At 40.5% G+C, this 24,114-nt stretch carries 23 protein-coding genes; 9 read left to right on the top strand and 14 right to left on the bottom strand.

The window, feature by feature from the left end:
- Positions 1-214: 214 nt before the first annotated feature.
- From MK805_RS06170 to MK805_RS06135, 8 genes are all read left to right on the top strand, one after another.
- A complete protein-coding gene (locus MK805_RS06170; protein ID WP_240874718.1) occupies positions 215-1,183 on the top strand; it encodes a sugar phosphate isomerase/epimerase family protein in 969 nt (322 codons plus the stop codon).
- 11 nt (positions 1,184-1,194) lie between these two features.
- Positions 1,195-2,217, top strand: a complete 1,023-nt coding sequence (locus MK805_RS06165) for a Gfo/Idh/MocA family protein (protein WP_240874717.1) — start codon at positions 1,195-1,197, stop codon at positions 2,215-2,217.
- 17 nt (positions 2,218-2,234) lie between these two features.
- Positions 2,235-3,509 (top strand): ABC transporter substrate-binding protein, encoded by a 1,275-nt coding sequence (locus tag MK805_RS06160; RefSeq protein WP_240875145.1) that lies wholly within the window; start codon positions 2,235-2,237, stop codon positions 3,507-3,509.
- A gap of 56 nt (positions 3,510-3,565) precedes the next feature.
- A complete protein-coding gene (locus MK805_RS06155) occupies positions 3,566-4,876 on the top strand; it encodes a carbohydrate ABC transporter permease (protein WP_240875144.1) in 1,311 nt (436 codons plus the stop codon).
- A 12-nt stretch (positions 4,877-4,888) separates the two neighbouring features.
- Complete coding sequence (locus tag MK805_RS06150) at positions 4,889-5,716, top strand: carbohydrate ABC transporter permease (protein WP_240874716.1); 828 nt, start codon at positions 4,889-4,891, stop codon at positions 5,714-5,716.
- 188 nt (positions 5,717-5,904) lie between these two features.
- Entirely contained in the window at positions 5,905-7,197 is a 1,293-nt protein-coding gene (locus tag MK805_RS06145; RefSeq protein ID WP_240874715.1) for a phytoene desaturase family protein, read from the top strand.
- A 430-nt stretch (positions 7,198-7,627) separates the two neighbouring features.
- Entirely contained in the window at positions 7,628-8,089 is a 462-nt protein-coding gene (gene tsaA / locus MK805_RS06140; protein WP_240874714.1) for a tRNA (N6-threonylcarbamoyladenosine(37)-N6)-methyltransferase TrmO, read from the top strand.
- 213 nt (positions 8,090-8,302) lie between these two features.
- Positions 8,303-9,799 carry an FAD-dependent oxidoreductase gene (locus tag MK805_RS06135; protein ID WP_240874713.1) on the top strand — a complete coding sequence of 499 codons (1,497 nt, stop codon included), beginning with the start codon at positions 8,303-8,305 and terminating at the stop codon, positions 9,797-9,799.
- A 358-nt stretch (positions 9,800-10,157) separates the two neighbouring features.
- Here the strand turns inward: MK805_RS06135 and MK805_RS06130 are convergent, their stop codons facing one another.
- Complete coding sequence (locus tag MK805_RS06130) at positions 10,158-10,712, bottom strand: helix-turn-helix domain-containing protein (protein WP_240874712.1); 555 nt, start codon at positions 10,710-10,712, stop codon at positions 10,158-10,160.
- Positions 10,713-10,822: 110 nt separating this feature from the next.
- Here MK805_RS06130 and MK805_RS06125 point away from each other — a divergent pair, with 110 nt between their 5' ends.
- A complete protein-coding gene (locus MK805_RS06125; RefSeq protein ID WP_240874711.1) occupies positions 10,823-11,407 on the top strand; it encodes a LysE family transporter in 585 nt (194 codons plus the stop codon).
- A gap of 37 nt (positions 11,408-11,444) precedes the next feature.
- Here MK805_RS06125 and MK805_RS06120 read toward each other — a convergent pair whose 3' ends face one another.
- The 13 genes from MK805_RS06120 to MK805_RS06060 all read right to left on the bottom strand — a co-directional run bounded on the left by MK805_RS06120 (position 11,445) and on the right by MK805_RS06060 (position 23,234).
- A complete protein-coding gene (locus MK805_RS06120) occupies positions 11,445-12,188 on the bottom strand; it encodes an SDR family oxidoreductase (RefSeq protein WP_240874710.1) in 744 nt (247 codons plus the stop codon).
- 2 nt (positions 12,189-12,190) lie between these two features.
- Positions 12,191-12,592 carry a MerR family transcriptional regulator gene (locus MK805_RS06115; protein ID WP_240874709.1) on the bottom strand — a complete coding sequence of 134 codons (402 nt, stop codon included), beginning with the start codon at positions 12,590-12,592 and terminating at the stop codon, positions 12,191-12,193.
- A 32-nt stretch (positions 12,593-12,624) separates the two neighbouring features.
- On the bottom strand, positions 12,625-13,011 hold the full coding sequence (locus MK805_RS06110; protein ID WP_240874708.1) for a carboxymuconolactone decarboxylase family protein: 387 nt from the start codon (positions 13,009-13,011) through the stop codon (positions 12,625-12,627).
- Between the two features lie 171 nt (positions 13,012-13,182).
- Positions 13,183-14,292: an ABC transporter ATP-binding protein gene (locus MK805_RS06105; RefSeq protein ID WP_240874707.1), complete on the bottom strand. Its 1,110-nt coding sequence runs from the start codon at positions 14,290-14,292 to the stop codon at positions 13,183-13,185.
- A 236-nt stretch (positions 14,293-14,528) separates the two neighbouring features.
- Positions 14,529-14,915, bottom strand: a complete 387-nt coding sequence (locus MK805_RS06100) for a hypothetical protein (RefSeq protein ID WP_240874706.1) — start codon at positions 14,913-14,915, stop codon at positions 14,529-14,531.
- 199 nt (positions 14,916-15,114) lie between these two features.
- Positions 15,115-15,462: a hypothetical protein gene (locus MK805_RS06095; protein WP_240874705.1), complete on the bottom strand. Its 348-nt coding sequence runs from the start codon at positions 15,460-15,462 to the stop codon at positions 15,115-15,117.
- Positions 15,463-15,723: 261 nt separating this feature from the next.
- Positions 15,724-16,350 carry an FMN-dependent NADH-azoreductase gene (locus tag MK805_RS06090; protein WP_240874704.1) on the bottom strand — a complete coding sequence of 209 codons (627 nt, stop codon included), beginning with the start codon at positions 16,348-16,350 and terminating at the stop codon, positions 15,724-15,726.
- Between the two features lie 139 nt (positions 16,351-16,489).
- Complete coding sequence (locus tag MK805_RS06085; RefSeq protein WP_240874703.1) at positions 16,490-17,683, bottom strand: NAD(P)/FAD-dependent oxidoreductase; 1,194 nt, start codon at positions 17,681-17,683, stop codon at positions 16,490-16,492.
- Positions 17,684-17,900: 217 nt separating this feature from the next.
- Positions 17,901-18,407, bottom strand: a complete 507-nt coding sequence (locus MK805_RS06080) for an SRPBCC family protein (RefSeq protein WP_240874702.1) — start codon at positions 18,405-18,407, stop codon at positions 17,901-17,903.
- A gap of 238 nt (positions 18,408-18,645) precedes the next feature.
- Positions 18,646-19,530, bottom strand: a complete 885-nt coding sequence (locus MK805_RS06075; RefSeq protein ID WP_255724526.1) for an RNA polymerase sigma-70 factor — start codon at positions 19,528-19,530, stop codon at positions 18,646-18,648.
- A gap of 25 nt (positions 19,531-19,555) precedes the next feature.
- A complete protein-coding gene (locus tag MK805_RS06070) occupies positions 19,556-20,842 on the bottom strand; it encodes a phytoene desaturase family protein (RefSeq protein WP_240874701.1) in 1,287 nt (428 codons plus the stop codon).
- Between the two features lie 175 nt (positions 20,843-21,017).
- Positions 21,018-21,905: an RNA polymerase sigma-70 factor gene (locus MK805_RS06065; protein WP_255724524.1), complete on the bottom strand. Its 888-nt coding sequence runs from the start codon at positions 21,903-21,905 to the stop codon at positions 21,018-21,020.
- Positions 21,906-21,935: 30 nt separating this feature from the next.
- A complete protein-coding gene (locus tag MK805_RS06060) occupies positions 21,936-23,234 on the bottom strand; it encodes a phytoene desaturase family protein (RefSeq protein WP_240874700.1) in 1,299 nt (432 codons plus the stop codon).
- Positions 23,235-24,114 lie beyond the last annotated feature (880 nt).

Raw genomic sequence — 24,114 nt, 5'->3', positions numbered from 1 at the left:
CAACATTGCCTAAAATTGCATAAAAAAAACTGTTTCCATATCGTTTTTTTTATTGTAGGATAGAGGCAAACGTTAGTCTGGTAATTTACCACATATGAAAGCGGTTTCTTTTTGTTTTTTTTGTGTCAAGTTATCGGACATCCTTGCACAATGGATTGCATGATTTATCCATTTCGTGCAAACGTTTTCCAGTATTTTATAAAGGATGATTTACATGAAACTCGGTACTTTTACAGTACTATTTAGCAAAATGAATTTCGAAGACATGCTAGATCATGTCAAAGCAAAAGGCATTGAAGCAGTGGAAATTGGCACTGGCTGCTATCCTGGCAACGCACATTGTAATCCTGAAGAGCTCCTAGCGGATGAGTCCAAATTACGAGCTTTCAAAAAAGCAATCGATGATAGAGGATTGACGATTAGTGCTTTTAGTTGTCATGGAAATCCACTGACTCCAGATCGTGCTTATGCTGAAGAATCACACCAATTGTTTCTCCAAACTGTACAATTAGCAGAAAAGTTAGATGTTCCAGTAATTAATTGTTTTTCTGGCACCCCAGGGGACCAAGAAAATGCAAAATATCCAAACTGGCCTGTCGTTACTTGGCCTACTGAGTATCGTGACGTCTTAAAATGGCAGTGGGAAGAGAAAATTATTCCTTATTGGAAGGAAGCAGGAAAATTCGCCGAAGATCATAACGTGAAAATCGCTTTGGAACTTCACGGTGGTTTCTCTGTTCACACTCCAGCAACCTTATTGAAATTACGAGAGGCTGTAGGGGAGGTGATTGGTGCCAACTTCGATCCAAGTCATATGTGGTGGCAAGGAATTGATCCAGTTGCAGCAATCAAAATCTTAGGAAGAGAAAATGCAATCTATCATTTCCATGCGAAAGACACCATCATTGATCAAGAACATGTAAATATGTATGGTGTGACAGATATGCAACCATTTGAGAACTTGCAAACTCGTGCTTGGCAGTTCCGTACAGTTGGATTTGGCCACGACATGAAAACTTGGGCTGACATTCTCAGTACACTTCGCGTAGTCGGTTACGATTATGTAGTGAGTATCGAACATGAAGATGCATTCTTCTCAGCCGATGAAGGTTTCCAAAAAGCTGTAGACAATCTAAAACAAGTTATCCCACAAGAGCCATTACCAAGTTTATGGTGGAATTAGGAGTGAATACCATGGAACCTTTACGTATCGGAGTGATTGGCTGTGGTAGCATCGCCAAACATCGTCATATTCCAGAATACGCCCAAAACCCAAATGTTAAACTTGTCGCTTTTTCCGATGATGTGTTAGAACGCGCTCAGGAGTTCGCTACTTTGTATGGCGGTAATGCCTACAATGATTTTAAAGAGCTGCTAGCCAATGAAAAATTGGATGCAGTCAGCGTCTGTACACCAAACGCTTTCCATGCACCTATCTCGATTGCAGCAATGAAACATGGTCTACATGTCCTCTGTGAAAAACCAATGTCCATTACATTGGAAGAAGCAGAAGAGATGATCCAGACAGCGAAAGAAAATAATGTACAATTAATGATCGGATACAATCAACGCTATTTCTCACCTCATGTAATTGCAAAAGAGATCATTCAAAGCGGCAAACTCGGAAAAGTGCTAACTTTCCGTACTACCTTTGCCCATGGCGGTCCTGAGCAATGGAGTGTAGAAAAAGAAAATTCTTGGTTCTTTTCCAAAAAGAAAGCATTCATTGGCTCCCTTGGAGATCTTGGTGTCCATAAAATCGACCTCATCACATGGTTATTAGAGGAAAAGATCGAAGAAGTAAGTGCACTTATTGCTACATTACAAAAACCAGGTGACGTCGATGATAATGCTGCTATCGTAGCCAAAACCTCTTCTGGAGCAATCGGTACGATTACTACCAGTTGGACACATGTACCCGGAGAAGATAACAGCACCACCATCCATTTTGAAAATGGCACAATGAAACTATTAGTGGATCCAGAATACCCACTAGTCGTCGAGTATCGTGACAGCTCAGTGGAAAAACATGCCGCAGAAGCAGTTTCCACAAACGAAGTACAATTGAATAGCGGAGTGATCGACGCTTTTGTAGAAGCATTGATCAACAAACAACCTGTCCCTATTACAGGCCAGGATGGACTAAACTCCATTAAAGTAGTTATAGCTGCCTTGCAATCAAGTGAAGAAAGAAAGACTATTCCTATCGCATACTAGAACATGGAGGAAACATGATGAAATTGGGGAAAAAGCTTCTATCGCTTGGTATTATTGCTAGTTTGGTTGTCGGTGTAACTGCTTGTTCCACTCCCGCCGCTGATGATTCGAAAAAATCGGAAGTCGTAAACTTAACATTCGCTCGTGGAAAAGATGTAAATGGTAGTACGACAAAATTGATCGAAGCATTTGAAAAATCTCATCCAAATATTAAAGTACACTTCAAAGAAATGCCTGCAGATTCTGGACAAAATCATGATCAACTCGTTACCATGCTCAGCAGCAAATCTAGTGAGATTGATGTTATTGACCTAGATGTAATCTGGCCTGCTGAGTTCGGACAAGCTGGATATCTTCAACCTTTAGATCGCTATATTCAAAGTGACAACATCCCTATGGATAAATACGTCCAAGGTGCTGTTGAAGCTGGTAATGTCAACGGTCAGCAATATGCAATGCCTCGTTTTATTGATGCTGGTCTCCTGTTTTATCGCACGGATTTAGTAAAAAATCCTCCTAAAACATGGGATGAACTGCTGGCACAAGCAAAACAATTAAAAGGGCAAGGCGGTACGCAGTTTGGGTACCTCATGCAAGCAAAGCAATATGAAGGTCTTGTATGTAATTTCATCGAGTTTGCTGGTTCATACGGTGGTAGAATTCTAGATAGCAAAGGAAATGTTGTGGTAAACAGCCCTCAAACAATCAAAGGGTTGAAAAAAATGATGGAGATTGCCCAATCGGATGTAGTGCCAAAAAATATTTCGACCTTCACAGAAGTAGAATCACATACTGCTTTCATTCAAGGTCAATCTCCATTCATTCGTAACTGGCCATATCAATATTCTCTTGCAGAAGATAAAAAGCAATCTAAAATCGTCGGTAAAGTCGGTGTAGCTCCATTACCAGCTGGAGACCAAGGATCAGCTGCTACTCTTGGCGGTTGGATGTCTGGTATTAGCAAATACTCCAAACATAAAAAGGAAGCTTGGGAATTCCTGAAGTTTATCACTGGTCCTGAAGGTCAAAAGATTTCTGCTCAGTATGGTTCTACACCAACCTATCTACCTGCTTTTGATGATAAAGATGTGCAAAAATCAAACCCACTTTATGCGAATAAAAACTTCATTGAAGGAATTAGCAAAGCAATTCCACGTCCTGTTTCACCTGTTTACCCAGAAATTTCCGATGCCATGCAAATTGAGCTATCCAAAGCTATTGTCGGACAACAAACAGCGGAAGTAACAGTGAAAAACATCGAGACAAAATTGAAAGCTATCCTAAAACAATGATGAAGGAATAGAACTGATGGAGAGTCGCCTCCATGACTCTCCCTATTCTATAGGTGGTGAATGATTTGAGCAAAAAGCGGGGCTTCAGTGAAAAAAACATAGCATACTTATTTATCTTACCTGCGGTTTTGATTATTCTTGTGATAGCCGTATATCCAGTAATTCGTACCTTTTGGTTAAGCTTATACGATGTTCGTCTAAATGACCCTTCTAAAAACGATATTTACTATAGTTATAAATTAGATATGGATGGATTTGTGGAAAAATATCCTATTTTGGTTAGCCTCATGGATCGTTCTCTCAAAAAGCCAGAAAACAAAGCAAGTGAATCGAAACTAAAACAATTAGATCAGCGAGTATTGAAAGTAAAAGAGAGTCTAACGAATGACCCTAATTTTGAAAAACAATACGACCAAGTAGATTCTATCCAAATGGATGATGGAAATGTTCCTGAATCTTTAATCACATATCCCTTAAGTAAAACATCTGCGATATCATTACTAGAAGAATTGAAAACGCTTCAATTGGAAGTAAAAAAATTACCTATAAAAGATACAGATAAACAAGGAATGCTGGGACTGTTAAATGGTTTACAAAAAACAGTCATTCAACCTAACTTTGTAGGCTTTAGTCATTATACCGATGTTATCCATCAACCTCGTTTTTGGATGTCACTTTGGAATACTTCGGTCTTTACCATCATTTCGGTTGCTATTGAGTTAGTGCTCGGTCTAGCCATAGCGCTTCTTATCAATAGACAATTTAAAGGTCGCGGTATTGTTCGAGCATCTGTCCTAGTTCCATGGGCGATTCCAACTGTCGTTTCTGCCTTAATGTGGAAGTTTATGTTCGATGGACAAAATGGGATTATGGCGAAATTTTTTCATTTCATCGGACTTATACCAGACATGGGAACATTGCTCACATCCAAGTTCTGGTCCATGTTTGCCGTGATCTTCGCTGATGTTTGGAAAACAACACCGTTTATGACGTTGCTGCTGCTTGCCGGGCTGCAAACGATATCAGGTTCTTTATACGAAGCTGCACATGTTGATGGTGCATCACGGATCCAGCAGTTCTTTAAAATCACGCTTCCTTTATTAAAACCAACAATACTGGTAACGCTTTTATTCCGTACATTGGATGCATTTAAAGTTTTTGACCTTGTATATGTTTTAACAGGCGGCGGACCTGCAAACGCAACAGAAACCATTTCGATTTATACGTATAAAACGATGTTCGCCCAAATGAATTTTGGTGAAGGTTCTGCCCTTTCTGTAATCGGTTTCATTTGTATCGCGATTATCAGCATTTTTTATATTCGTTTTCTTGGTGCCAATATCATGAGTAATAATCAATCAAATTAAGGAGGGACAGTCATGCGTAAGAAAATAGTATTTTATTTATTTGTATGCTTGTTTCTCTTCGCTGTTCTGTTCCCATTCTTTTGGCAATTTATAACATCCATCAAACCGCCGACGGAACTATTCGGTGAGCGGGCATTCTCTTTTTATACAACTAATCCTAGTCTCCAAAGCTATATCAATGTATTTACAGACCAAAAACGACCCTTTCTGCGTTATTTGTGGAACAGCACAGTCGTAGCTTCGATCACAACAGCTTTTAGCTTGATCATTGCCTCCTTTACCGCTTATGCGATCGCCCGTCTGCATTTTAGAGGTAAAAATATTTTACTCGGTGTGATTCTCGCCGTCTCTATGTTTCCTCAAATTGCAACAATTGCACCTGTTTATTTGTTCTTGCAGCAATTCGATCAAACCAATAGTTATTTTGGTTTGATTCTGCCATATACTACTTTTGCTCTTCCGCTTGCCGTCTGGAATTTAACAACTTATTACAAGCAAATCCCATTGGAATTAGAAGAATCAGCAAAAGTAGACGGTGCCACAGCTTTTCAGAGGTTTTATCGAATCATTGTCCCTCTCGTATTACCAGGGACTTTTACAACTGCCATTTTGGTCTTCATCGCTGCATGGAACGAATTTCTATTTGCCCTTACTATCAATACAGACGAACTATACAAAACCATCCCCGTAGGTATTGCTTTGTTCCAAGGTCAATTTATCATCCCTTGGGGAGATATCGCAGCTGCTTCTGTCATTGTAACCATTCCACTCGTTATCATGGTCTTATTTTTCCAACGCTGGATCGTGGCTGGGCTAACTTCTGGTGCTGTGAAAGAGTAGAACTAGGTTAGACAATTAACAGTGATATAAATGACTTGAGTGTATACTCAAGTCATTTTTTTTTAAATTTTTGATATAAGGCTTACACATGCCATCCTTTCACAGGAAAAAGTTAGAAACGAATGTCACAAATCCACAGCCTTCCCCGTCTTAGTTTATGAAAGACAAAATAGCGAAGGAAGGTATGGATGATGAAACAGTTTAATGTGGCAATCATCGGTGGAGGCATTGCAGGTCTGGTAGCAGCAATTTACTTGGCCCAAGCAGGTAAATCCGTTGTCCTGTTGGAGAAGGCCAGCCAATTTGGCGGTCGGGCAAAATCTGCCAAGAAAAACGGGGCTATCTTCGATTTTGGCGCTCATGCCATAATCAAGGGAGGGGCATTGTATGAAATTTTTCAAGATTTAGGTATAAGAATGGATGGGGGATATCCAGGGTTAAACGTATCGTTCCTCTGGAACAATAAAGTATCCCATATTTTTAGATTTTTAATCTCTCGAAACCTGAGTTGGTCAGGTAAAAAGGAGTTTATGAAGTTTTCTAAAACGTTGACAACAATCAATGCCGATTCCGTGCCGGCTATTAGTCTTAAGAGTTGGATTGAACAAGAACTCCACGATCCAATGGCTCGTCGTATCGCTTATGCCATGTTCAGGACAAATTCGTATTCGCAAGACCCAGATCATCAATTGGCTGGCCCCGCCATACGTTCTATAGCTCGCACGACGAAAAAGAATAGCGGATTCTTTGTTCAGGATGGCTGGCAAACCTTGGTTGATCAGCTTTACGAAAAAGCAGTTCGGTCAGGTGTCTCCATGATGACAGGAAAAAACGTAAAGGAAATCGAGCATGATGGGTCTGTTCGTAAACTAAAGTTCGCCGACGGTGAAGAGATGAACATCACGCATGTGATTTCCACCACCCCACCCGCAGTAACCTCCCGGTTTTTGGGAGATACGGGAAGTAAGTCAGTTTTACGCTGGAAAGATCAGGCTCGTGTCATTAAGGTGGCGAGTCTGACTCTTAATTTGAAGCGGCTTTCCGCACCAGATCATTTTGCGGTTTTGGGTTTGGATCAACCCGTATACTTTGTGAATCAATCAAAATTTACTCGACTAAGTGAAGACGGCACATCGGTGGTGAACATTACGAAAAGTAACGGCACTGGCGGAACAGATCCAAAAGCGGACGAACGATTCCTCGAACAGATGTTAGACTTGATCCAACCAGGTTGGCAGAAAGAAGTCGTCGCTAGGCAGTACCTCCCCAATATAGTTGTAGCCCATGACTTTATGCATATAGGCAGAGAAGATCGCTTTCCCGGTCCAGCCGTCCCTGAAATCGCAGGGCTTTACGTGGCGGGAGAGTGGGCCACCCATGGAGAAAATTTGGGAGATGCTGCGGCGGCAAGCGGAAGACGTGCGGCACAGCGTGTGTTAAAAGACATAGAGGCAGGTCCTAAGAGTACCATTGTAGTGTGAGCAACAGGAAGAAAGCGAGTGTCTGTCATCTTGGAGAACACAAAGGTGAAAGCGAAAGCTAACCCTTCGATCCGGTGTAGGAACTATACGTTGAGAAACGTCTAACATGAAGATGATAGACAAGCTGAAAGAAAACGCCATCTGCAACTCTGAAAAGAAAAAACACCCAACTTACTAGATGGCACAGCCGCCACATGGTTGGACGATCCCTTGGTGGTTCCAAATTACAAGAAACCGCGTTCTTTTGTATCCAAATTGTATCAACCATAAAAAATCGGCTACTCTACTAAGTTGATCATATAAATAACTGTCAAATTTCAGTTTCATACCGAATGTACTAAATGTGTGGAATTGTATTTTAAATTGCATAGAAACCCATTTAGCATGATCCAGTCTAAAACAGTTTTAAAGTATAAAATCGGAGATGAAAATGAAATTGAATAAAAAAGAAAATTTTTACAAATCAAATAGCAATAAATACATTCTGCAACCGATCGGATGGGTTGAGTCACCTTTGGTGGAACGGACAGAAGCTCCGAAGCAAGGCGATGAGGGAGCACCCGAGGCTTGGATAGTATTCGAGCCAAACGTGATTGACGGCCTTCGTGATCTTCAGGTGGGTGCCAAAATAATAGTACTGACATGGCTTGATCGTGCGCGCCGAGATGTTCTAACAGTACATCCACGTGAAGATAAGACGAGAAAGGAAACTGGTGTATTCAATACTCGATCACCTGACCGTCCGAATCCGATCGGGCTACATCGAGTGACGGTCACTTCAATTGATAGCACAAGCGACAGCATAAGAATATGCGTTTGTGATTTAGAAGCACTTGATGCCACACCTATTATCGATGTGAAGCCTGTGCTCGATCATGGAATCGAGCGATGACTGCCTGCTGCACAACATTGTCAATTTAATAAGTTGATAACTCTAAATAAGCAAATTCACTAAAGAAATAGCCAATTTGATTCTAAGCTAAAGTAACCCATTTTTCGAATTCATGGCATCAGCTCGATACCTAAAAAGTAGATAGACCAAAGGCAGGAGTAAATTGCCCTTGCGTATCTGAGATCGTTGAACCAAAAAGGAAGGATGACAATCATGTCAAATATGAACAAAGCTGTAGTTATTGGGGCAGGCATTGCTGGACTGATAACAGCAAGAATGCTATCCGAATACTATCAAGAGGTATATATTGTGGAACGTGATGAATTACCAACAGCACCAGCCAATAGGCAAGGCACTCCACAGTCTTTCCATCCTCATCGTGTACTGCCACGCGGTCACATGATTCTAGAACGTTACTTCCCTGGTTATACGAATGATTTGTTAGACCATGGTGCTCAAGCCTCGTATGCCGAAGAAACGAAGCTTGTTAATCGGTTCGGTACATTTGTATCCCGTCCTCCATTTTTGAGCGCTTCAAGCAGCAGAGCTTTGTTAGAATGGGTACTCCGTCGGCGTGTCCAAAACATCCAACATGTTCACTTCCTAACAAATACAGAAGTTACAGGTTTGATATCTTCTGAAGACCGTCAAACGATTACTGGCATATATACAAAAAAGCGCAATGAGAAGAAACAGGAAGGTATGCTTACAGCAGATATGGTTATTGATACTGCTGGGCGCTCTTCAAAAGTCATCAAATGGTTGACATCGCTTGGTCATACTGTACCAGATCCTGAGGTGCTCAAAGTATCTCTTGGCTATAGTACCCAATACTACAAAATTCCTCCGCAAGCAAGAGAGCAATGGAGATCGGTTATATCAGAGGCACAACCTGCTAAAGGAATAAGTACTGGTATGCTTTTGCGCATTGAAAATAATATAGCCTTAACATTACTGTTTAGCGCAGGTGGTGAGCATTATCCTCCCACTAAACCGGATGAATTCCAAGCGGAACTCAAATACCTAAATGCATCAGAAATTGCTAAAACTGTAAGTCATTTAGAGCCTTTGCAAGGCCCTCGTGGATATCGTACACCTGAATCTGTACGGCAGCATTTTGAGAAAATGGAAACTTGGCCGTCGGGACTGCTTGTTCTGGGAGATGCGTTCTGCAATTTTGACCCCATTTATGGACAAGGAATGACAGTAGCTGCAATTGAAGCAGAAACAGTCGGGAATTGTCTGGAAGAACAGAAGCGCAATCCACAGCCATATTTTGAGCGACATGTGCTACATCAGATGCAGGAAGCCATCGACCCGGCTTGGTGGCTGAGCTCTATTGCTGATTTACGATGGAAGGGTGTCGAGCATGTTGGTCCACCTTTAAAAGGGATTACATTCGTCCAGAAATACATCGATTTGTTCACAAAAAAAGCGATGGAATTAGCAGCTAATGGCAACAGCAGATTTTATCTAACACAAACCTTGATGACTTCCCTAGTTTTGCCTCCTAGCAAATTTTTTAATGCGGAAATACTGACCATGATATTAGATGATAATGGTTCGCCAGAAGAAAAAAAATTAAGAGCGGAGCTTGGTGTTCAGGATCCTAAACTATTCCAGCAACGAATTGATGAATTAATTCCATCATTTGATGCTGCATTCGATGAGCGCTTAAAGGATTTTCTTATGTCTCTCAAACAACAATAATTTATGAAGGATGATATTCTACACCAAAGGGCCCGATTGTTCTTACTCCGGGCAAATAAACTTTTATTGAATACAAACAAACCACTTCTTCTTCATTTCAACGGCCAATTTCGATAAATTATAGCATACAACTACGATGACTACTTCTCAAAAAGTATATAACCATATCATTTCTTCTTTCCCTGTACAAAGAAACGAACCAATATTTATTTTAATTGGTTCGTTTTCCATAATATTGTTTCATTTCCTCTCGGTAGCTGTTTGCTAGTTCTAAACCTGATAGGATAGATGAATCTGAACTTAAGTTTCTAACATGGAATTTCTCATTTAAAAATTTATACATCACTATTATCCTAATCTAAGAAGGATAATATAAAATCATACTTAAATTCGTCTGCACCTGTCCATTATTGATATAGTCATGTGGTCGATCTGCTTTAAACCGAATGGAATCCCCTGAACGAACGACAAATTCCTCATCACCTATACCTACCGTTAATTCCCCATCAAAAACAGTGATATATTCTTCCGTGTCTTCTGAATGTGCTTCTGATTGAACAAATGCCCCTGGTTCAATTTCAACCGTATAAATTTCAAATCTCCTGCCGTCTTCAAAAGGAAAGTTCGAATAAACCCGGTATTTTCCATCACACTCGGTCAGCGTTTGCAATTCGTTTTTTCGGATTACTTTTGTATCTGGCAGAGGAGTATTTATTAAGGAACTAAACGAAATCTTGAGTCCGCTCGCTATCTTCCAAATAGTTTTGATAGTAGGGCTCGATTCGCCTCTTTCGATCTGACCGATCATTGTTTTGCTTACACCCGTTAACTCAGCCACTTTCTCTAAACTGAGTTTTCTGTCTTCCCTCAACACTTTTAAGTTTTTCGCAATAATAAGGTTTATTTCTTCCATCTTAAACTCCTTCAATAAAACATTATAACGTACGATATGTACAATAAAACGCAATATATGTTATAGTGTCTGTATCAGTCATTATAACATACCTCAAGGGGAGATTTGGCATGCCTGTATTTTCTTTTTTGCTATATGTCTTTGTAACCAGCTTTACTCCAGGACCTAATAACATCATGGGCATGATTTTCGGGAACAAATACGGGGTCAAAAAATCCGTACGCTTTTGCTTAGGAGTGGGAACAGGTTATTTCTTTGTTATGTTAGCCTGCTGTTACTTGAATCTCTTCTTGCAAGACATCATGCCGAATGTTCAGTTTGCTATGACCATATTAGGTGGTTTGTATATGCTATACCTTGCCTATAAAATCATCACAAGCAAAGGGATAGATGAGAAGAAGGACAAAAAACAAGATCATATTTATTTTACCGCTATCTTGTTACAGTTTATCAATCCAAAAGGCATCTTATCTGGAATAACGTTGATCACAACCTTCATCTTACCTTATTATCACACAAATATGGCTTTGATATGGTTTTCTGCTCTTATCGCTCTGTTTGGCTTCTTAGCAACATTTAGTTGGAGTTTATTTGGCTCTGTGTTTCAGACCTTTTTGACCAAGTACCGGAAACCTTTTAATATCGTGATGGCATTATCATTGGTTTATATTTCGATTACTATCTTCATGGAATAACAAAAGCTGACATATCATACAGTCAGCTTTGTTTCTATTAAATGAAACCCCCATTTACACGAATGGTTTGCCCTGTGACCCATCCGGATTCATCGCTTGCTAAAAACAATACAACATTTGAAATATCTTCTGGTTCACCTAATCTTCCAAATGCATTCCCACTGCCTATCGTTTGAATTTGGTTTTCTGTTTTCCCTGCTGTAAATAACTCTGTATTTACAGGACCTGGAGCGACCGCATTGATCGTTATTCCTTTTGAGCCGAGTTCCTTAGCTAAATGACGAGTGAATTGTTCAACAGCTCCTTTTGTCCCTGCATAGACACTATAGTTTGGAAACATTTGTCCTACTACAGAGGTGGACAAATTAATAATACGTCCATTTTCATTCATAAACATCGCAGCTTGTTGGATAGCAAAATACGTCCCTTTTACATTAATCGAAAACTGTTTATCGAATTCTTCTTCTGTCATTAGTACCAGTGGTTTGGTTATCATTGTGCCAGCATTATTGATAAGGATGTCTAGCATACCAAAAGTAGACAGTGTTTGGTAGAACAGATCTTTGATATCCGTCAAATTGCTTATATCTGCTTTTACAGCAATTGCATCTGACCCTATTGATTTAATTTGAGCGACTACTTCCTCTGCTTCCGCTGTACTGCTGGCGTAATTGACTACTACCTTTGCTCCATGCGATGCTAAGTCTAACGCGATTTGTTTTCCTATTCCTTTTGAAGCACCAGTTACTAAAGCAACTTTCCCTGTTAATTTTTTTTCCATATTTAACTTCCTTCTATTAATCTGTTCAACCCTTTTGACCTCTCATATTCTTCTTCCATTTTTCGATACAGCTTTATTTTATCTTGGATTGCGCTTAAGTTTTGCTTCACTTCAAACAATTGTTGCTGCACTTGCTGGTTGTAATCCTCTAACATTTTTCGTCTTTGGGTAATCGTCTCGTCACCTTTCATACGTAGTGCAGCGTATTCTTGCATTTGCTGTATGGGCATTCCGATCGCTCTTAAGCGATTTAGAAACTCCACCCATACGATATCAGCCTCGGAATATAGACGATAGCCATTTTCCTTGCGGCGAATAGAAGAAATAAGCCCAATCTTCTCGTAATATCTTAGGGTATGGGTACTCAAACCAGTTACTTGTGACATTTTTTGTATCGTTAGCATCTTTTCCATATATTTAGTATACACCTTTAAGTTCACTCTAATGTATGGCTTTTATTACTTTCTTCTTTTATCATTTGTTTTAGTGTATGGAGTGCATTAATAGCTGTGGGGAAACCGGAGTAAGGCACGGTTTGGATAATAACTTCTTCTATCTCTTCAGGAGTAAGACCTACATTTAATCCTCCGCCAATGTGTACTTTTAGCTGGGGTTCTCTTCCTGCTAATACTGTCAACATTGCGATCGTGGCAATTTCCCTTTCTCTTAGACTCAATCCTTCTCGGCTGTAAATATCTCCAAAGGCAAACTCTACAATGTATTTTCCCAAATCTCCTAAGGGACTTACTACATCATTCCCTGCTTTTCCGTCCACCTCTGCTAATTTTGCTAGTCCACGTTCAAATCTTGTTTCTTCTGTCATTTCGATCGGCTCCTTTTGTGTTTTTCCTGTTGTTTTTCTCTTGTTCTTGCTTATGGTGTAACTATATACTTTAGAGTGAACTCTAATGCAAGCACCTATATAAGAGAAAGTTTATTTTATATATTCCGATATCACCAAACAAAAAACCCCTTCTTTAGAAGGAGGATGAAACTAGATGACACGCTCTTCTGTGTCCTGATCAAATATATGCGTTTTATTCATATCGATTGCTAACTGAATAGAGCTGTTTGGTGTAAATGGAGTACGGGCACTTACCCTTGCGGTCAATGAATCATCTCCAAAACCGCTCACATAGAGAAACATTTCGGAACCCATGTTTTCTACCACATCAATATTCGCTTGGAAGATACTATCTTTTAGCGTATCCATCACAACTGGTTCATCATGTAATGCCTCTGGACGAATACCTAAAACCACTTCTTTGCCAATATATCCTTTTTGGCGAAGGATAGAAGACCGGCCCTCTGGAAACTTCACTTTTCCATTGACAGTATCAAAGAAAAGTTCTTGTCCCTCTTCCCGAAGCTTCCCTTTTACAAAGTTCATTGCTGGAGAACCGATAAAACTTGCCACAAATTGATTTGCAGGTCGTTGATAGATTTCTGTCGGTGTATCTACCTGCTGGATTACTCCATCTTTCATGACCACAATTCGTGTTCCCATCGTCATCGCTTCCGTTTGATCATGAGTAACGTAAATAACGGTAGTTTGAAGACGTTGATGCAGTTTACTAATTTCGGTACGCATTTGTACACGTAATTTCGCATCTAAGTTAGACAGTGGTTCATCCATTAAAAACACCGCAGGTTCGCGGACAATCGCACGACCTAACGCAACCCGTTGACGTTGACCGCCTGAAAGCGCTTTCGGCTTGCGGTCTAATAGATGCTCAATATCGAGGATTTTAGCAGCTTCTCTTACTCTCTCATCAATCTCTTTTTTAGGGGTCTTCTTCAATCTCAGAGCAAATGACATATTCTCATAACAAGTCATATGGGGATAAAGGGCATAGCTTTGAAAAACCATAGCAATATCCCGATCTTTTGGATGAACATCATTTACGAGGCGGTCACCGATGTACAGTTCCCCTTCTGAAATCTCTTCTAACCCAGCAATCATCCGCAGTGTCGTTGTTTTCCCACATCCAGATGGTCCTACTAATACGAGAAACTCTTTATCTTTTATCTCCAAATCCAAATTATCAATGGTGGTAGTATCTCCATAACGTTTGTAGATGTTATTTAAACGCACTCCTGACATAGATGAAGACCTCTTTTCACTTTTCAAATTAATAGAGTAGATTTGGCTATTTATCTTACTTATAGGATAATCAAAAAAACCTTCTATCTCAAGAATTATTTACTCTTTATTATTATTTTAAAGCTCGAATTTCCATTTACCAGTGCTTGTGTTGATAAATTTTATGTCATAAATGAGCAGCGGTTTCTCGAATCGACCTGTGATGAACAGGGACTCAAGAAACCACCTATGAACGCTCAGAGACTCTTCACCCTATCTTCCTTCATCATCTTCTTGGCCTCATTGCACCAGTGGAAGTAGAGGAAACCGAAGATGAAGATGGACATGAAGGGATACTCCACTCCATTTTGCTTCACCTGATTGAACTTCTTCATATGGAACCAGCGGAAAACAGAGTACTGAAGGTGTTGAAAGAAGAGACAGGCCGCTCCGAAGATAAGGAACTTCTCCCCTGGAGACAGCGGGAACCAGTACGCAAGACCGAGTACGCAGTAGAAAGCTGGTACTACTGCATACACCCCCAAAGTACTGAGGAACTCAAAGTACAGATTCACGATGTACTTCAGAATTTCCCACAGTACAGCCAGTGCCTTGGTGAGCCAAGTGGGAAGATTGATCTTCATGAGAGCCTCCAGCGCTCGAAACGGATATTACCGATTACTTCTATTTTAAGTTTTTTTGTATACTCAAACAACAACAAATAAACACTGGAAAATTACCAGTGCTTGTTGACAAATTTTATGTTATAAATGAACGGCGGTTTCTCGAATCGACCCGTCGTGAACAGGGACTCGAGAAACCACCTGTGAACGCTCAGAGGCTCTACGCCTCCTTCTCCATCTTCTTCTTGGCCTCATTGATCCGGTGGAAGAAGAAGCCATAGATGAAGATGTACACGAAGGGATAGTTCTTTCGATTCCTCTTGTCACCAAACCACTGGGAACCGGAAACTCCAAGGTGGATGAAGAAGAGACCGATCCCTCCTGTGATAAGAAGCTTCTCCCAAGAAGCCAGTTGAGGGAACCAGTTTCCTACAACAGCTCCCACAGCAGGGAAAACCAGATACCCAAAGGGGTGACGAACGTTGAAGCACAGAAACTTGATGTACTTCAAGATTTCCCACACCACATCCAGCACCTTGGCAGATCGAGTGGAAAGATTGATCTTCATGAGAAAACTCCAGCGCTCAATATTACTTACCTTTATTTTAGGTGTTTTTGTATACTTCAGGCAACAACAATTCTCCCATATGGCATATGTAAAGGATAGTAGGTTCTTAATGATAAAAAAAGAGCCTATTAGGCTCCCAAAAGATAACTTTAAAGACTTAGAGGTCTTTACTTATTGCAGAAGTTCTTTTTGTTGCTAGCTTTATATGGTGATTCTAAATGCTTCGTTTAATAATGTACAAACCCAATTAAATATATATCCTTAGAAACTTGCTGCTACTTTCTTTGTTTTCTCTAACCCTGATTGAATGATTTCTGACGCACGATCTGGATGATGTTGATGCCCCTCAATTATTACTTCTTCTACCGATGCTCCCATTAATCCAGAGAAAACCGACTTAGTTGGTTTGCAAGCAAACTCCATAAGTTGTGTGGATTCCAAAGAATAATTACCTCCTCGGGCGTTAAGCAGCATAATCTTTTTGTCGGTAATAAGCCCAACAGGGCCTTCTGCTGTATACTTAAATGTTTTTCCAGTTTGAGCAAGATAAGAAATATACGTCATTAGCGGAGCAGGCACAGTAAGATTCCACGTCGGAAAAGCGATGACAACTTTATCAGCGGCTAAAAATTGATCCATGTATTTATTAATAACCTTCACCATTTGATCTTCGGCTTCTGTTAATGGTGCCTGTTGAGAGACTTTATACAGACCTGTTATGGCATCATTTCCATAATAAGGGATATTTTCTTTGAACAAATCAATCTCTGTAACCGTATCTGATGGATTTGTTTCCTTATATGCATCTAAAAATGCTGCGTACATTTGGACACTTACAGCTTGTTCCACAGGGCGATCATTTACTTTTACGAACAATACATTAGACATATTTTCATCTCCTAGGTTTTGTTGATAGATTTAAGCAACTTGCTTTATCTCTTCAAATCTCATTGTCTTTCCATTCAAACTTCTTTCGTTGGTATTTTCCATAATCCCAATTTCATTTTCATTTCGGAATGAACTTTACTTATAATAGCTCTGCTGCTGCAAAAATCTCATCCCGATTTTCAGAACTAGGTGGATAGATCGCTTGGTTAACTCCTCTTTTTACCTTTTTTGCTTCTTCTTTTTGCATAACCGGAACTCTGTCCCATCCACTAGTTATCAGTGCTCCCCACGCACCTAAATCTAATCCCGTTTTATATCCTTCCTGTCGGTATGGAATTTTTTCGTCTATGCCTAATAAGTCGCAAACCGCATTATGCCCAGCAACCCTGCCTTGAGGATTTGCATGTTGACAAGACATGAGTGAAAAATGATGATCATCCGTTCTAGCTTTTACTGCATCTCCAGCAGCAAAAACAGAGTTGATTCCTTCCACCTTTAGATAGGAATCAACGGACAATCGTCCCAAATGATCTTTTTCTACAGGAAACCATTTAGCCAATGGATTAGCTTGTAATCCAGCAGTCCAGATAACAGTAGCAGCAGGAATTCGTTTTCCATTCTGTAAAACGATACCTTGTTCAGTCATTTCACTGACAGTCTCATTTGTATGAACTTCTATATTTAATTCCTGTAATGCTTGTTCAATGATAGGTCGAGGATTAGCCCCTAATTCTGGTCCTACAACAGAAGCTCTTTCTATTAAAATCACTTTTGCTTCTGATTCTTTCTTTTCTTTTTTTGCGATTTCTTGGATACGAGATACCATTTCAGTAGCAACTTCCAGTCCAGCAAATCCTGCTCCAACAACTACTACTGTATATTTTCCCTCATCGGTAGATAAGGAAGGTAATTGGTGTATATGTTGATCCAGTTTTACAGCATCCTGCAAAGTATCAACAGAGAAGGAGTGTTGAAATCCTTGGATATTTGGACGAATCAATTGACTGCCTGCTGTATAAATCAAGCGGTCATAATGGATAGTTAATTTTTCTTGTCGATTTATAGTTACTACCTGGGATTCCGTATTGATTTTTTCCACTTCTCCTTGGATAAAATCAACTCCAGTGGGCTTGAAAACTTTTTCTAACGGAAACCGGTAGTTTTGCGGATTTTTTTCATAAAAACGCGGACGAATCCCAAGATAGGCATCCCGATTCACAACTTGTATTTTTACTTCATCTGAACTTATATTAAACTGATTTAATTGTCTTGCAGCACTAAGTGCGCTCCAAGTACCAGCAAATCCACTGCCAACAATAACAATTCTTTTCATAATATGTCCTCCAATTGGGGCATAAAAAAAGATCTTTCTCATGCTTTTGCTATCCGAAGCGCAAACTATTTCGTAAATACCTATTGTTAGGAAAATGATTTCCGGTCATAATGTTTTCATTTGAATTATCTTCTGGAATTTCACACAAAGGCACATCCTTTTTGCAAACGAAGGTTCCAGTAGAATAGAAAAAACAGATGGTGTTGGTCTGTTTGATTTAAAACGAAACCATACCTGCCAAATAGTCTTCTAGCTGGTCAAAAAGTCCAGCATATGCTTGTTGAGACAACTCCTGTCCATCCTCGAAGACCTTGATCTCCTCCTCTGTGGCAGACAAGGGACTCACACGCATGGTGATGGTTGTTTTACCTTCATCCTCAGTAAACGTCAAAGTATTAAGGAATTCTATTGGATATGTGGTATAATGTGGAGCATAAATCGTATTGCCCTCTTCATCGGAAAAAGAGTTGATGAACACAAGCTTTTCTGGCTCGTCAACCTCACGATAAACAAACTTACCCCACATTTCTATGCCATCAGGAGATTTCTGGCAGAAATGAAAACGACCTCCTGGACGAAGATGATCTAACTTAGCGACATTCATCTCAAAGCCTTTATTGCCCCACCAATTTTTCAGATGCTCAGGCTTCGTAAAAACTTGGAATACGAGCTCACTAGGTGCATCAAGGATACGCGTGATAACTAATTCTACTTGGTTGGACACGTGGTTCCTCCTAAAAAATCATTTAGATATTTCGTTCAAATACACTTCCAGACGATCTAATGCTCGCTCTCCATTATCCCTGCCTTCCTTTACTGTTTTTCTTTCATAAACTAAGACGGGGAATGATGTAGTTTTGTGACACTTTTTAATAATTTTTTTCTATAATAGTCCAAATAGTACATAGAACCGCGGATATACATAGATGTAAACAATTTATCAAATATGTGAAACCATTTCTCTAAAACACATGTGTCAATTTATCTGGGTTTATAACAAAGTAAAGATTAGCAATGTGTCCATCAAAAATCTGGAATGAAATGACAGTCAATGTTTTCCCATCCATATATAACACGATTCCAGGCAGGCCATTTACCATCTTGATACGGTAAGTTAAGTTTCCAGACAGTTTTTTCAAAAAGTTCGATGCCAAATCGGAAATTCGTATATGCCCAAGAAGAGGCTGCAGTTGTGCCTTTACTTTGCCACCCCCATCTGTGATCAGTACTGCATCAGCCGATAAGAATTTCATGATCCTAGCCGCGTCACCAGAAGCAAGAGCACGCATGAATTGTTCCACCAAGTTAGTGGTTTGCTCCTGATCTAAGTGATCCACATGATTCGGATTATCTTTTCCATGAAGACTGCGTTTCGCTCGATGAAATATTTGCCGGCAGTTCACACTGCTCTTGCCAACGATGTCAGCAATTTCTTCATAATCGTACTGCATCACCTCGCGCAGCAGGAAAACGGCTCGTTCCACATAAGTTAATTGTTGCAACAACAGCAAATAAGCAGTAGATACTGACTCCTTCTGTAAGTAGGACTGTATCGGATCCATTTCCTCACTTGCTGTTGTCACGAGTGGTTCAGGCAGCCAAGTCCCGATGTAGTTTTCCCGATGTTTTCTTGTAGAACGAAGCAGTTCGAGGCACTGGTTCGTTACGATTTTGCACAGATATGCTTTCATATTTTGAATATGGTCAGAACCCGATTTGTATAAGGTTAAAAAAGCTTCTTGAACAATATCTTCTGCATCCACGACACTGCCCAGCATACGGTAAGCAAGGGAGAATAATAGTGGTTTGTATTCGGTATAGAATTGTTCTGTTTTTATGTTTTCCAAGATGTAGCCACTCGCTTTCTTCCTATTACTCATACCTAAATGGATTTCCAACCACCCTTACGATCTGCTCCATTTCTTCTAACACGCACCGTGCCGCACGTCTTCCGCTTGCCGCCGCAGCATCTGCCAAATTTTCTCCATGGGTGGCCCACTCTCCCGCCACGTAAAGCCCTGCAATTTCGGGTACAGCCGGACCCGGAAATCGATCTTCCCTGCCTAGGTGCATATAGTCATAGGCTGCAACCATATTGGGAAGGTATTGTCTAGCGACGACTTCCTTCTGCCAGCCTGGTTGGATCAAGTCCATCATCTGCTCGAGAAATCGTTCGTCCGCTTTTGGGTCTGTTCCACCAGTGCCATTATATTTAACAATGTTCACTACTGAAGTGCCATCTTCACTTAGTCGAGTAAATTTCGATTGATTCACGAAATACACGGGTTGATCCAAACCCAAAACCGCAAAATGATCTGGTGCGGAAAGCCTCTTCAAACTAAGAGTCAAACTTGCTGCCTTAATGACACGAGATTGTTCCACCCAACGTAAAATTGACTTACTTCCCGCATCTCCCAAGAGTCGGGAGGTTACTGCGGGCGGGGTGGCAGAAATCACATACATGATGTCCATCTCTTGGCCATCAGCAAACTTTATTTTCCGAACGACTCCATCATGCTCGATTTCCGTTACGTTTTTTCCTGTCATTATGGAGACACCTGACCGAGCTGCTTTTTCGTAAAGCTGATCAACCAAGGTTTGCCAGCCATCCTTTACATAGACAATGCTGCTCTTTTTCGTAGTGCGTGCTACAGTACGTATGGCGGGGCCAGCCATTTGGTGATCTGGAGCGTGTGAGTACGAACTTGTCCGGAACATGGCATAAGCAATTCGACGAGCCATCGGATCGCTAATTTCTTGTTCTATCCAACTCTGTAAACTAATAGCTGGCACGGAATCGGCATCGATTTTTGTCAATGCATTATAAAACTTCATAAACTCCTTCTTACCTAACCAGCTCAGGTTTCGAGAGAAAATAAATCTAAATATATGGGATACTTTATTGTTCCAGAGAAACGATATATTAGCCGAGGGAGATCCCCCATCTATTCTTAAACCTAAATCTTGAAAGATTTCATCCATTGCCCCTCCCCTGATTGTGGCATGACCGCCAAGATCGAAAATAGCCCCGTTTTTCTTGGCAGATATTGCCCGACCACCAAGTTGACTGGCCTTCTCCAAGAGCACAACAGACTTACCTGCCTGAGCCAAGTCAATTGCTGCTACCAAACCTGCAATGCCTCCACCAATGATTGCCACATCAAATTGTTTCATCCTCTATTCCTTCCTTCGCTGTTTTACCTTTCATAAACTAAGACGAGGAAGAGTGTGGTTTTGTGACATTCTATTACTAACTTTTTTCTATGAAAATCTAAACGTAGAACAGCTGATATACGTCGTTTAATCAACTTATCAAATATATGAAATCATTTACTTAATATATATGTCTCAATTTATCCGGATTTACAGCAAAATAGAGATGAGCGATGTGGTCATCGAGGATATGGAATGAAATGACAGTCAATGTTTTTTCATCCATATATACGACGATTCCAGGAAGGCCATTTACCATGGTGATACGGTAAGTTAAGTTTCTCGGTAACATTTTCCAATAACCCGTCATAGAGCGGGCAATTCGTATGTGCCCATGAAGTGGTTGTGGTATTGTCTTTACTTTGCCACCCCCATCTGTCATGAGTACCGCGTCAACCGATAGGAATTTCATGATCTGGACTGCATCCCCAGAAGCAAGAGCATGCATGAATTGCTCCACCAAGTTGGTGGCTTTCTCTTGATCTATGTGGTCCATTTGATCCGGATCATTTTTTACATGAAGACTGCGTTTCGCTCGATGAAATATTTGCCGGCAGTTCACACTGCTCTTGCCAACGATGTCAGCAATTTCTTCATAATCGTACTGCATCACTTCGCGCAGCAGGAAAACGGCTCGTTCCACATAAGATAATTGCTGCAACAACAGCAAGTAAGCGGTGGATACCAATTCCTTTTGTAAGTAGGATTGCATCGGATCTGTTATCTCATTTGCTGTTGCCACGAGCGGTTCAGGCAGCCAAGTCCCGAAATAGTCTTCCCGCTGTTTTCTCGTAGAACGAAGCAGATCGAGGCACCGGTTCGTTACGATTTTACACAGGTATGCTTTCATATTTTGAATGTAGTCAAAACCACCAGATTTGTATAAGGTTAAAAAAGCTTCTTGGACAATATCTTCTGCATCCACGACACTGCCCAACATACGGTAAGCAAGGGAGAATAATAGTGGTTTGTATTCGGTATAGAATTGTTCTGTTTTTAAGTTTTCCAAGATGTTAGCCTCCCGCTTTCTTCCTGTTATTTATATCAAAATGCGTTTTTGCTCATTTTTACGGCCTGTTTCCATATCCTTTAACACACACCGAGCTGCACGTCTTCCGCTTGCCGTCGCAGCATCTGACAACATTTCTCCATGGGTGGCCCATTCTCCCGCCACGTAAAGCCCTGCGATTTCGGGTACAGCTGGACCGGGAAACCGATCTTCCCTGTCTAGGTGCATATAGTCGTAGGCTACAACTATTTTTGGGAGATACTGCCTAGCGACGACTTCCTTCTGCCAGCCCGGTTGGATCAAGTCCATCATCTGTTCGAGGAATCGCTCGTCCGCTTTTGGATCTGTTCTACCAGTGCCATTATATTTGATAATTTGCACCACCGAAGTGCCATCTTCACTTAATCGAGTGAATTTCGATTGATTTAAGAAGTATATGGGTTGATCCACACCTATAACCTGAATGTTATTTGGTACTGGAATCTTCTTTAAACTAAGAGTTAAATTTGCCGCTTTAATAGCACGAGCCTGTTCTTTCCAACGTAAAACCGATTTACTTCCCGTATCTCCCAAGATCCGGGAGGTTACTGAAGGTGGGGTGGTGGAAATCACATGTGTGATGTCCATCTCTTGTCCATCAGCAAACTTTATTTTCCGAACGGCTTCATCATGTTCGATTTCCGTTACGTTTTTTCCCGTCATCATAGAGACGCCTGCATAAACTGCTTTTTCGTATAGCTGATCAACAAGGGTTTGCCAGCCATCCTGAATGAAGACAATGTTATTCTTTTTTAAGGAGCGTGCTAATTGATGTATGATGGGACCAGCCAATTGGTGATCAGGAGCTTGTACGAATGATGCTACTCTGAACAGAGCATAAATGATATGACGAACCATCGGATCGCGAAGTTCTTGTTCAATCCAATTTCGAAGACTGATTGCTGGCACGGAATCGGCGTCAATTTTTCCAAACTTGGAAAAAAACTTTATTAACTCCACCTTAGCAGACCAGCTTAAGTTTTGGGTGAAAATAAATTTTAGAAAAGAAGTTATCTTTTTGTTCCATAGAATCGATCCGCCTGGAGTGGGAGATCCCCCTTCCATTTTTATACCTAAATCTTGGAAAATTTCTTCTGTCGCCCCTCCCCTGATTAATGCATGACCGCCAAGATCGAAAATAGCCCCGTTTTTCTTGGCAGATACCGCTCGACCACCAAATTGGCCGGCCTTTTCCAACAGGACAACGGACTTACCTGCTTGGGCCAAGTCAATTGCTGCCACCAAACCAGCCATACCTCCACCAATGACTGCCACATCAAACTGATTCATCCTCTATACCTTCCTTCGCTTTTTTGTCTTTTATAAACTAAGACGGAGAAGGGTGTGGCTTTGTGACATTCGTTCATAGCTTTTTTCTTTAAGAGAGGTTGTTGCATAAATAGATTTGAACACTGGATAAGGTCGCTGATCCACCCCAAAAAGTATTACTTTTCGGGGAACCCCGGGATGTGTGTGTTTTCCACGTCTGTTGTTGAAAAAACACAAAGGACGCTCCACCCACACAAAGCGAGACTAGGAGCACAGCGACCTAGCGAGACTTGTCCCTTGTCTGAGGTGCACATCTGTGCTTTTGAGACGAATAATGCAACAGGCTCTAAGAGTCTAAATTGCACTGGGAAACCTAGCCTTTCACAATCATATGGAAATCGTAGAAACCACTTCTATTTTTCTTTGTTCTCTTCTTTTTGTTCTTCTGTTTGAAAAAATATAACTTTCCAGTTCATCATCGAAAAGATACTATTCTTGGAAAATTGGTTGCTGCTTCTTCTTCAAAAAATTGGCTTCTTGGTGATAGTAACAAAGCTAATTTGTCTCCATCTAAAAATGAAAAATGCTCACGTTTTCACATAAAAAAACCACTGCCATATACAAATAACTTCTTGGCAAAGCCATTTTATACGAAAGTGGTCTGTCAAAAATTGAATAAGTTTTTGTATAATGTTTGATTTCTAAAATATCATTCCCTATTTATATTAATCATTTATGCAGTTACTGTTGCTTTTTTCCCTTTCCGCCTTTAGTTCGTCAACTACTGCATCTTAGGAAAGCGAATGCTTACCAAACGGGCATATGAAAAGTTGTTCCCTGGCAGTTTAATCCAAGAGTAAAGAGGGATTTTCCCTCTTTTTATTCACCCAAGAAAGCGAAC

Source organism: Shimazuella soli (assembly GCF_022511585.1).
Taxonomy (GTDB): domain Bacteria; phylum Bacillota; class Bacilli; order Thermoactinomycetales; family Thermoactinomycetaceae; genus Shimazuella; species Shimazuella soli.
This window is presented reverse-complemented; position numbering and strand designations above follow the sequence as displayed.

Bases quoted from the DNA above. Each gene is read 5' to 3' on its own strand.
- MK805_RS06150 (WP_240874716.1), top strand. From the start codon at position 4,889: ATGCGTAAGAAAATAGTATTTTATTTATTTGTATGCTTGTTTCTCTTC.
- MK805_RS06125 (WP_240874711.1), top strand. From the start codon at position 10,823: ATGCCTGTATTTTCTTTTTTGCTATATGTCTTTGTAACCAGCTTTACT.
- MK805_RS06165 (WP_240874717.1), top strand. From the start codon at position 1,195: ATGGAACCTTTACGTATCGGAGTGATTGGCTGTGGTAGCATCGCCAAA.
- MK805_RS06120 (WP_240874710.1), bottom strand. From the start codon at position 12,188: ATGGAAAAAAAATTAACAGGGAAAGTTGCTTTAGTAACTGGTGCTTCA.
- MK805_RS06170 (WP_240874718.1), top strand. From the start codon at position 215: ATGAAACTCGGTACTTTTACAGTACTATTTAGCAAAATGAATTTCGAA.
- MK805_RS06105 (WP_240874707.1), bottom strand. From the start codon at position 14,292: ATGTCAGGAGTGCGTTTAAATAACATCTACAAACGTTATGGAGATACT.
- MK805_RS06100 (WP_240874706.1), bottom strand. From the start codon at position 14,915: ATGAAGATCAATCTTCCCACTTGGCTCACCAAGGCACTGGCTGTACTG.
- MK805_RS06135 (WP_240874713.1), top strand. From the start codon at position 8,303: ATGTCAAATATGAACAAAGCTGTAGTTATTGGGGCAGGCATTGCTGGA.
- MK805_RS06085 (WP_240874703.1), bottom strand. From the start codon at position 17,683: ATGAAAAGAATTGTTATTGTTGGCAGTGGATTTGCTGGTACTTGGAGC.
- MK805_RS06130 (WP_240874712.1), bottom strand. From the start codon at position 10,712: ATGGAAGAAATAAACCTTATTATTGCGAAAAACTTAAAAGTGTTGAGG.
- MK805_RS06115 (WP_240874709.1), bottom strand. From the start codon at position 12,592: ATGCTAACGATACAAAAAATGTCACAAGTAACTGGTTTGAGTACCCAT.
- tsaA (WP_240874714.1), top strand. From the start codon at position 7,628: ATGAAATTGAATAAAAAAGAAAATTTTTACAAATCAAATAGCAATAAA.
- MK805_RS06145 (WP_240874715.1), top strand. From the start codon at position 5,905: ATGATGAAACAGTTTAATGTGGCAATCATCGGTGGAGGCATTGCAGGT.
- MK805_RS06160 (WP_240875145.1), top strand. From the start codon at position 2,235: ATGAAATTGGGGAAAAAGCTTCTATCGCTTGGTATTATTGCTAGTTTG.
- MK805_RS06090 (WP_240874704.1), bottom strand. From the start codon at position 16,350: ATGTCTAATGTATTGTTCGTAAAAGTAAATGATCGCCCTGTGGAACAA.
- MK805_RS06110 (WP_240874708.1), bottom strand. From the start codon at position 13,011: ATGACAGAAGAAACAAGATTTGAACGTGGACTAGCAAAATTAGCAGAG.
- MK805_RS06060 (WP_240874700.1), bottom strand. From the start codon at position 23,234: ATGAATCAGTTTGATGTGGCAGTCATTGGTGGAGGTATGGCTGGTTTG.
- MK805_RS06095 (WP_240874705.1), bottom strand. From the start codon at position 15,462: ATGAAGATCAATCTTTCCACTCGATCTGCCAAGGTGCTGGATGTGGTG.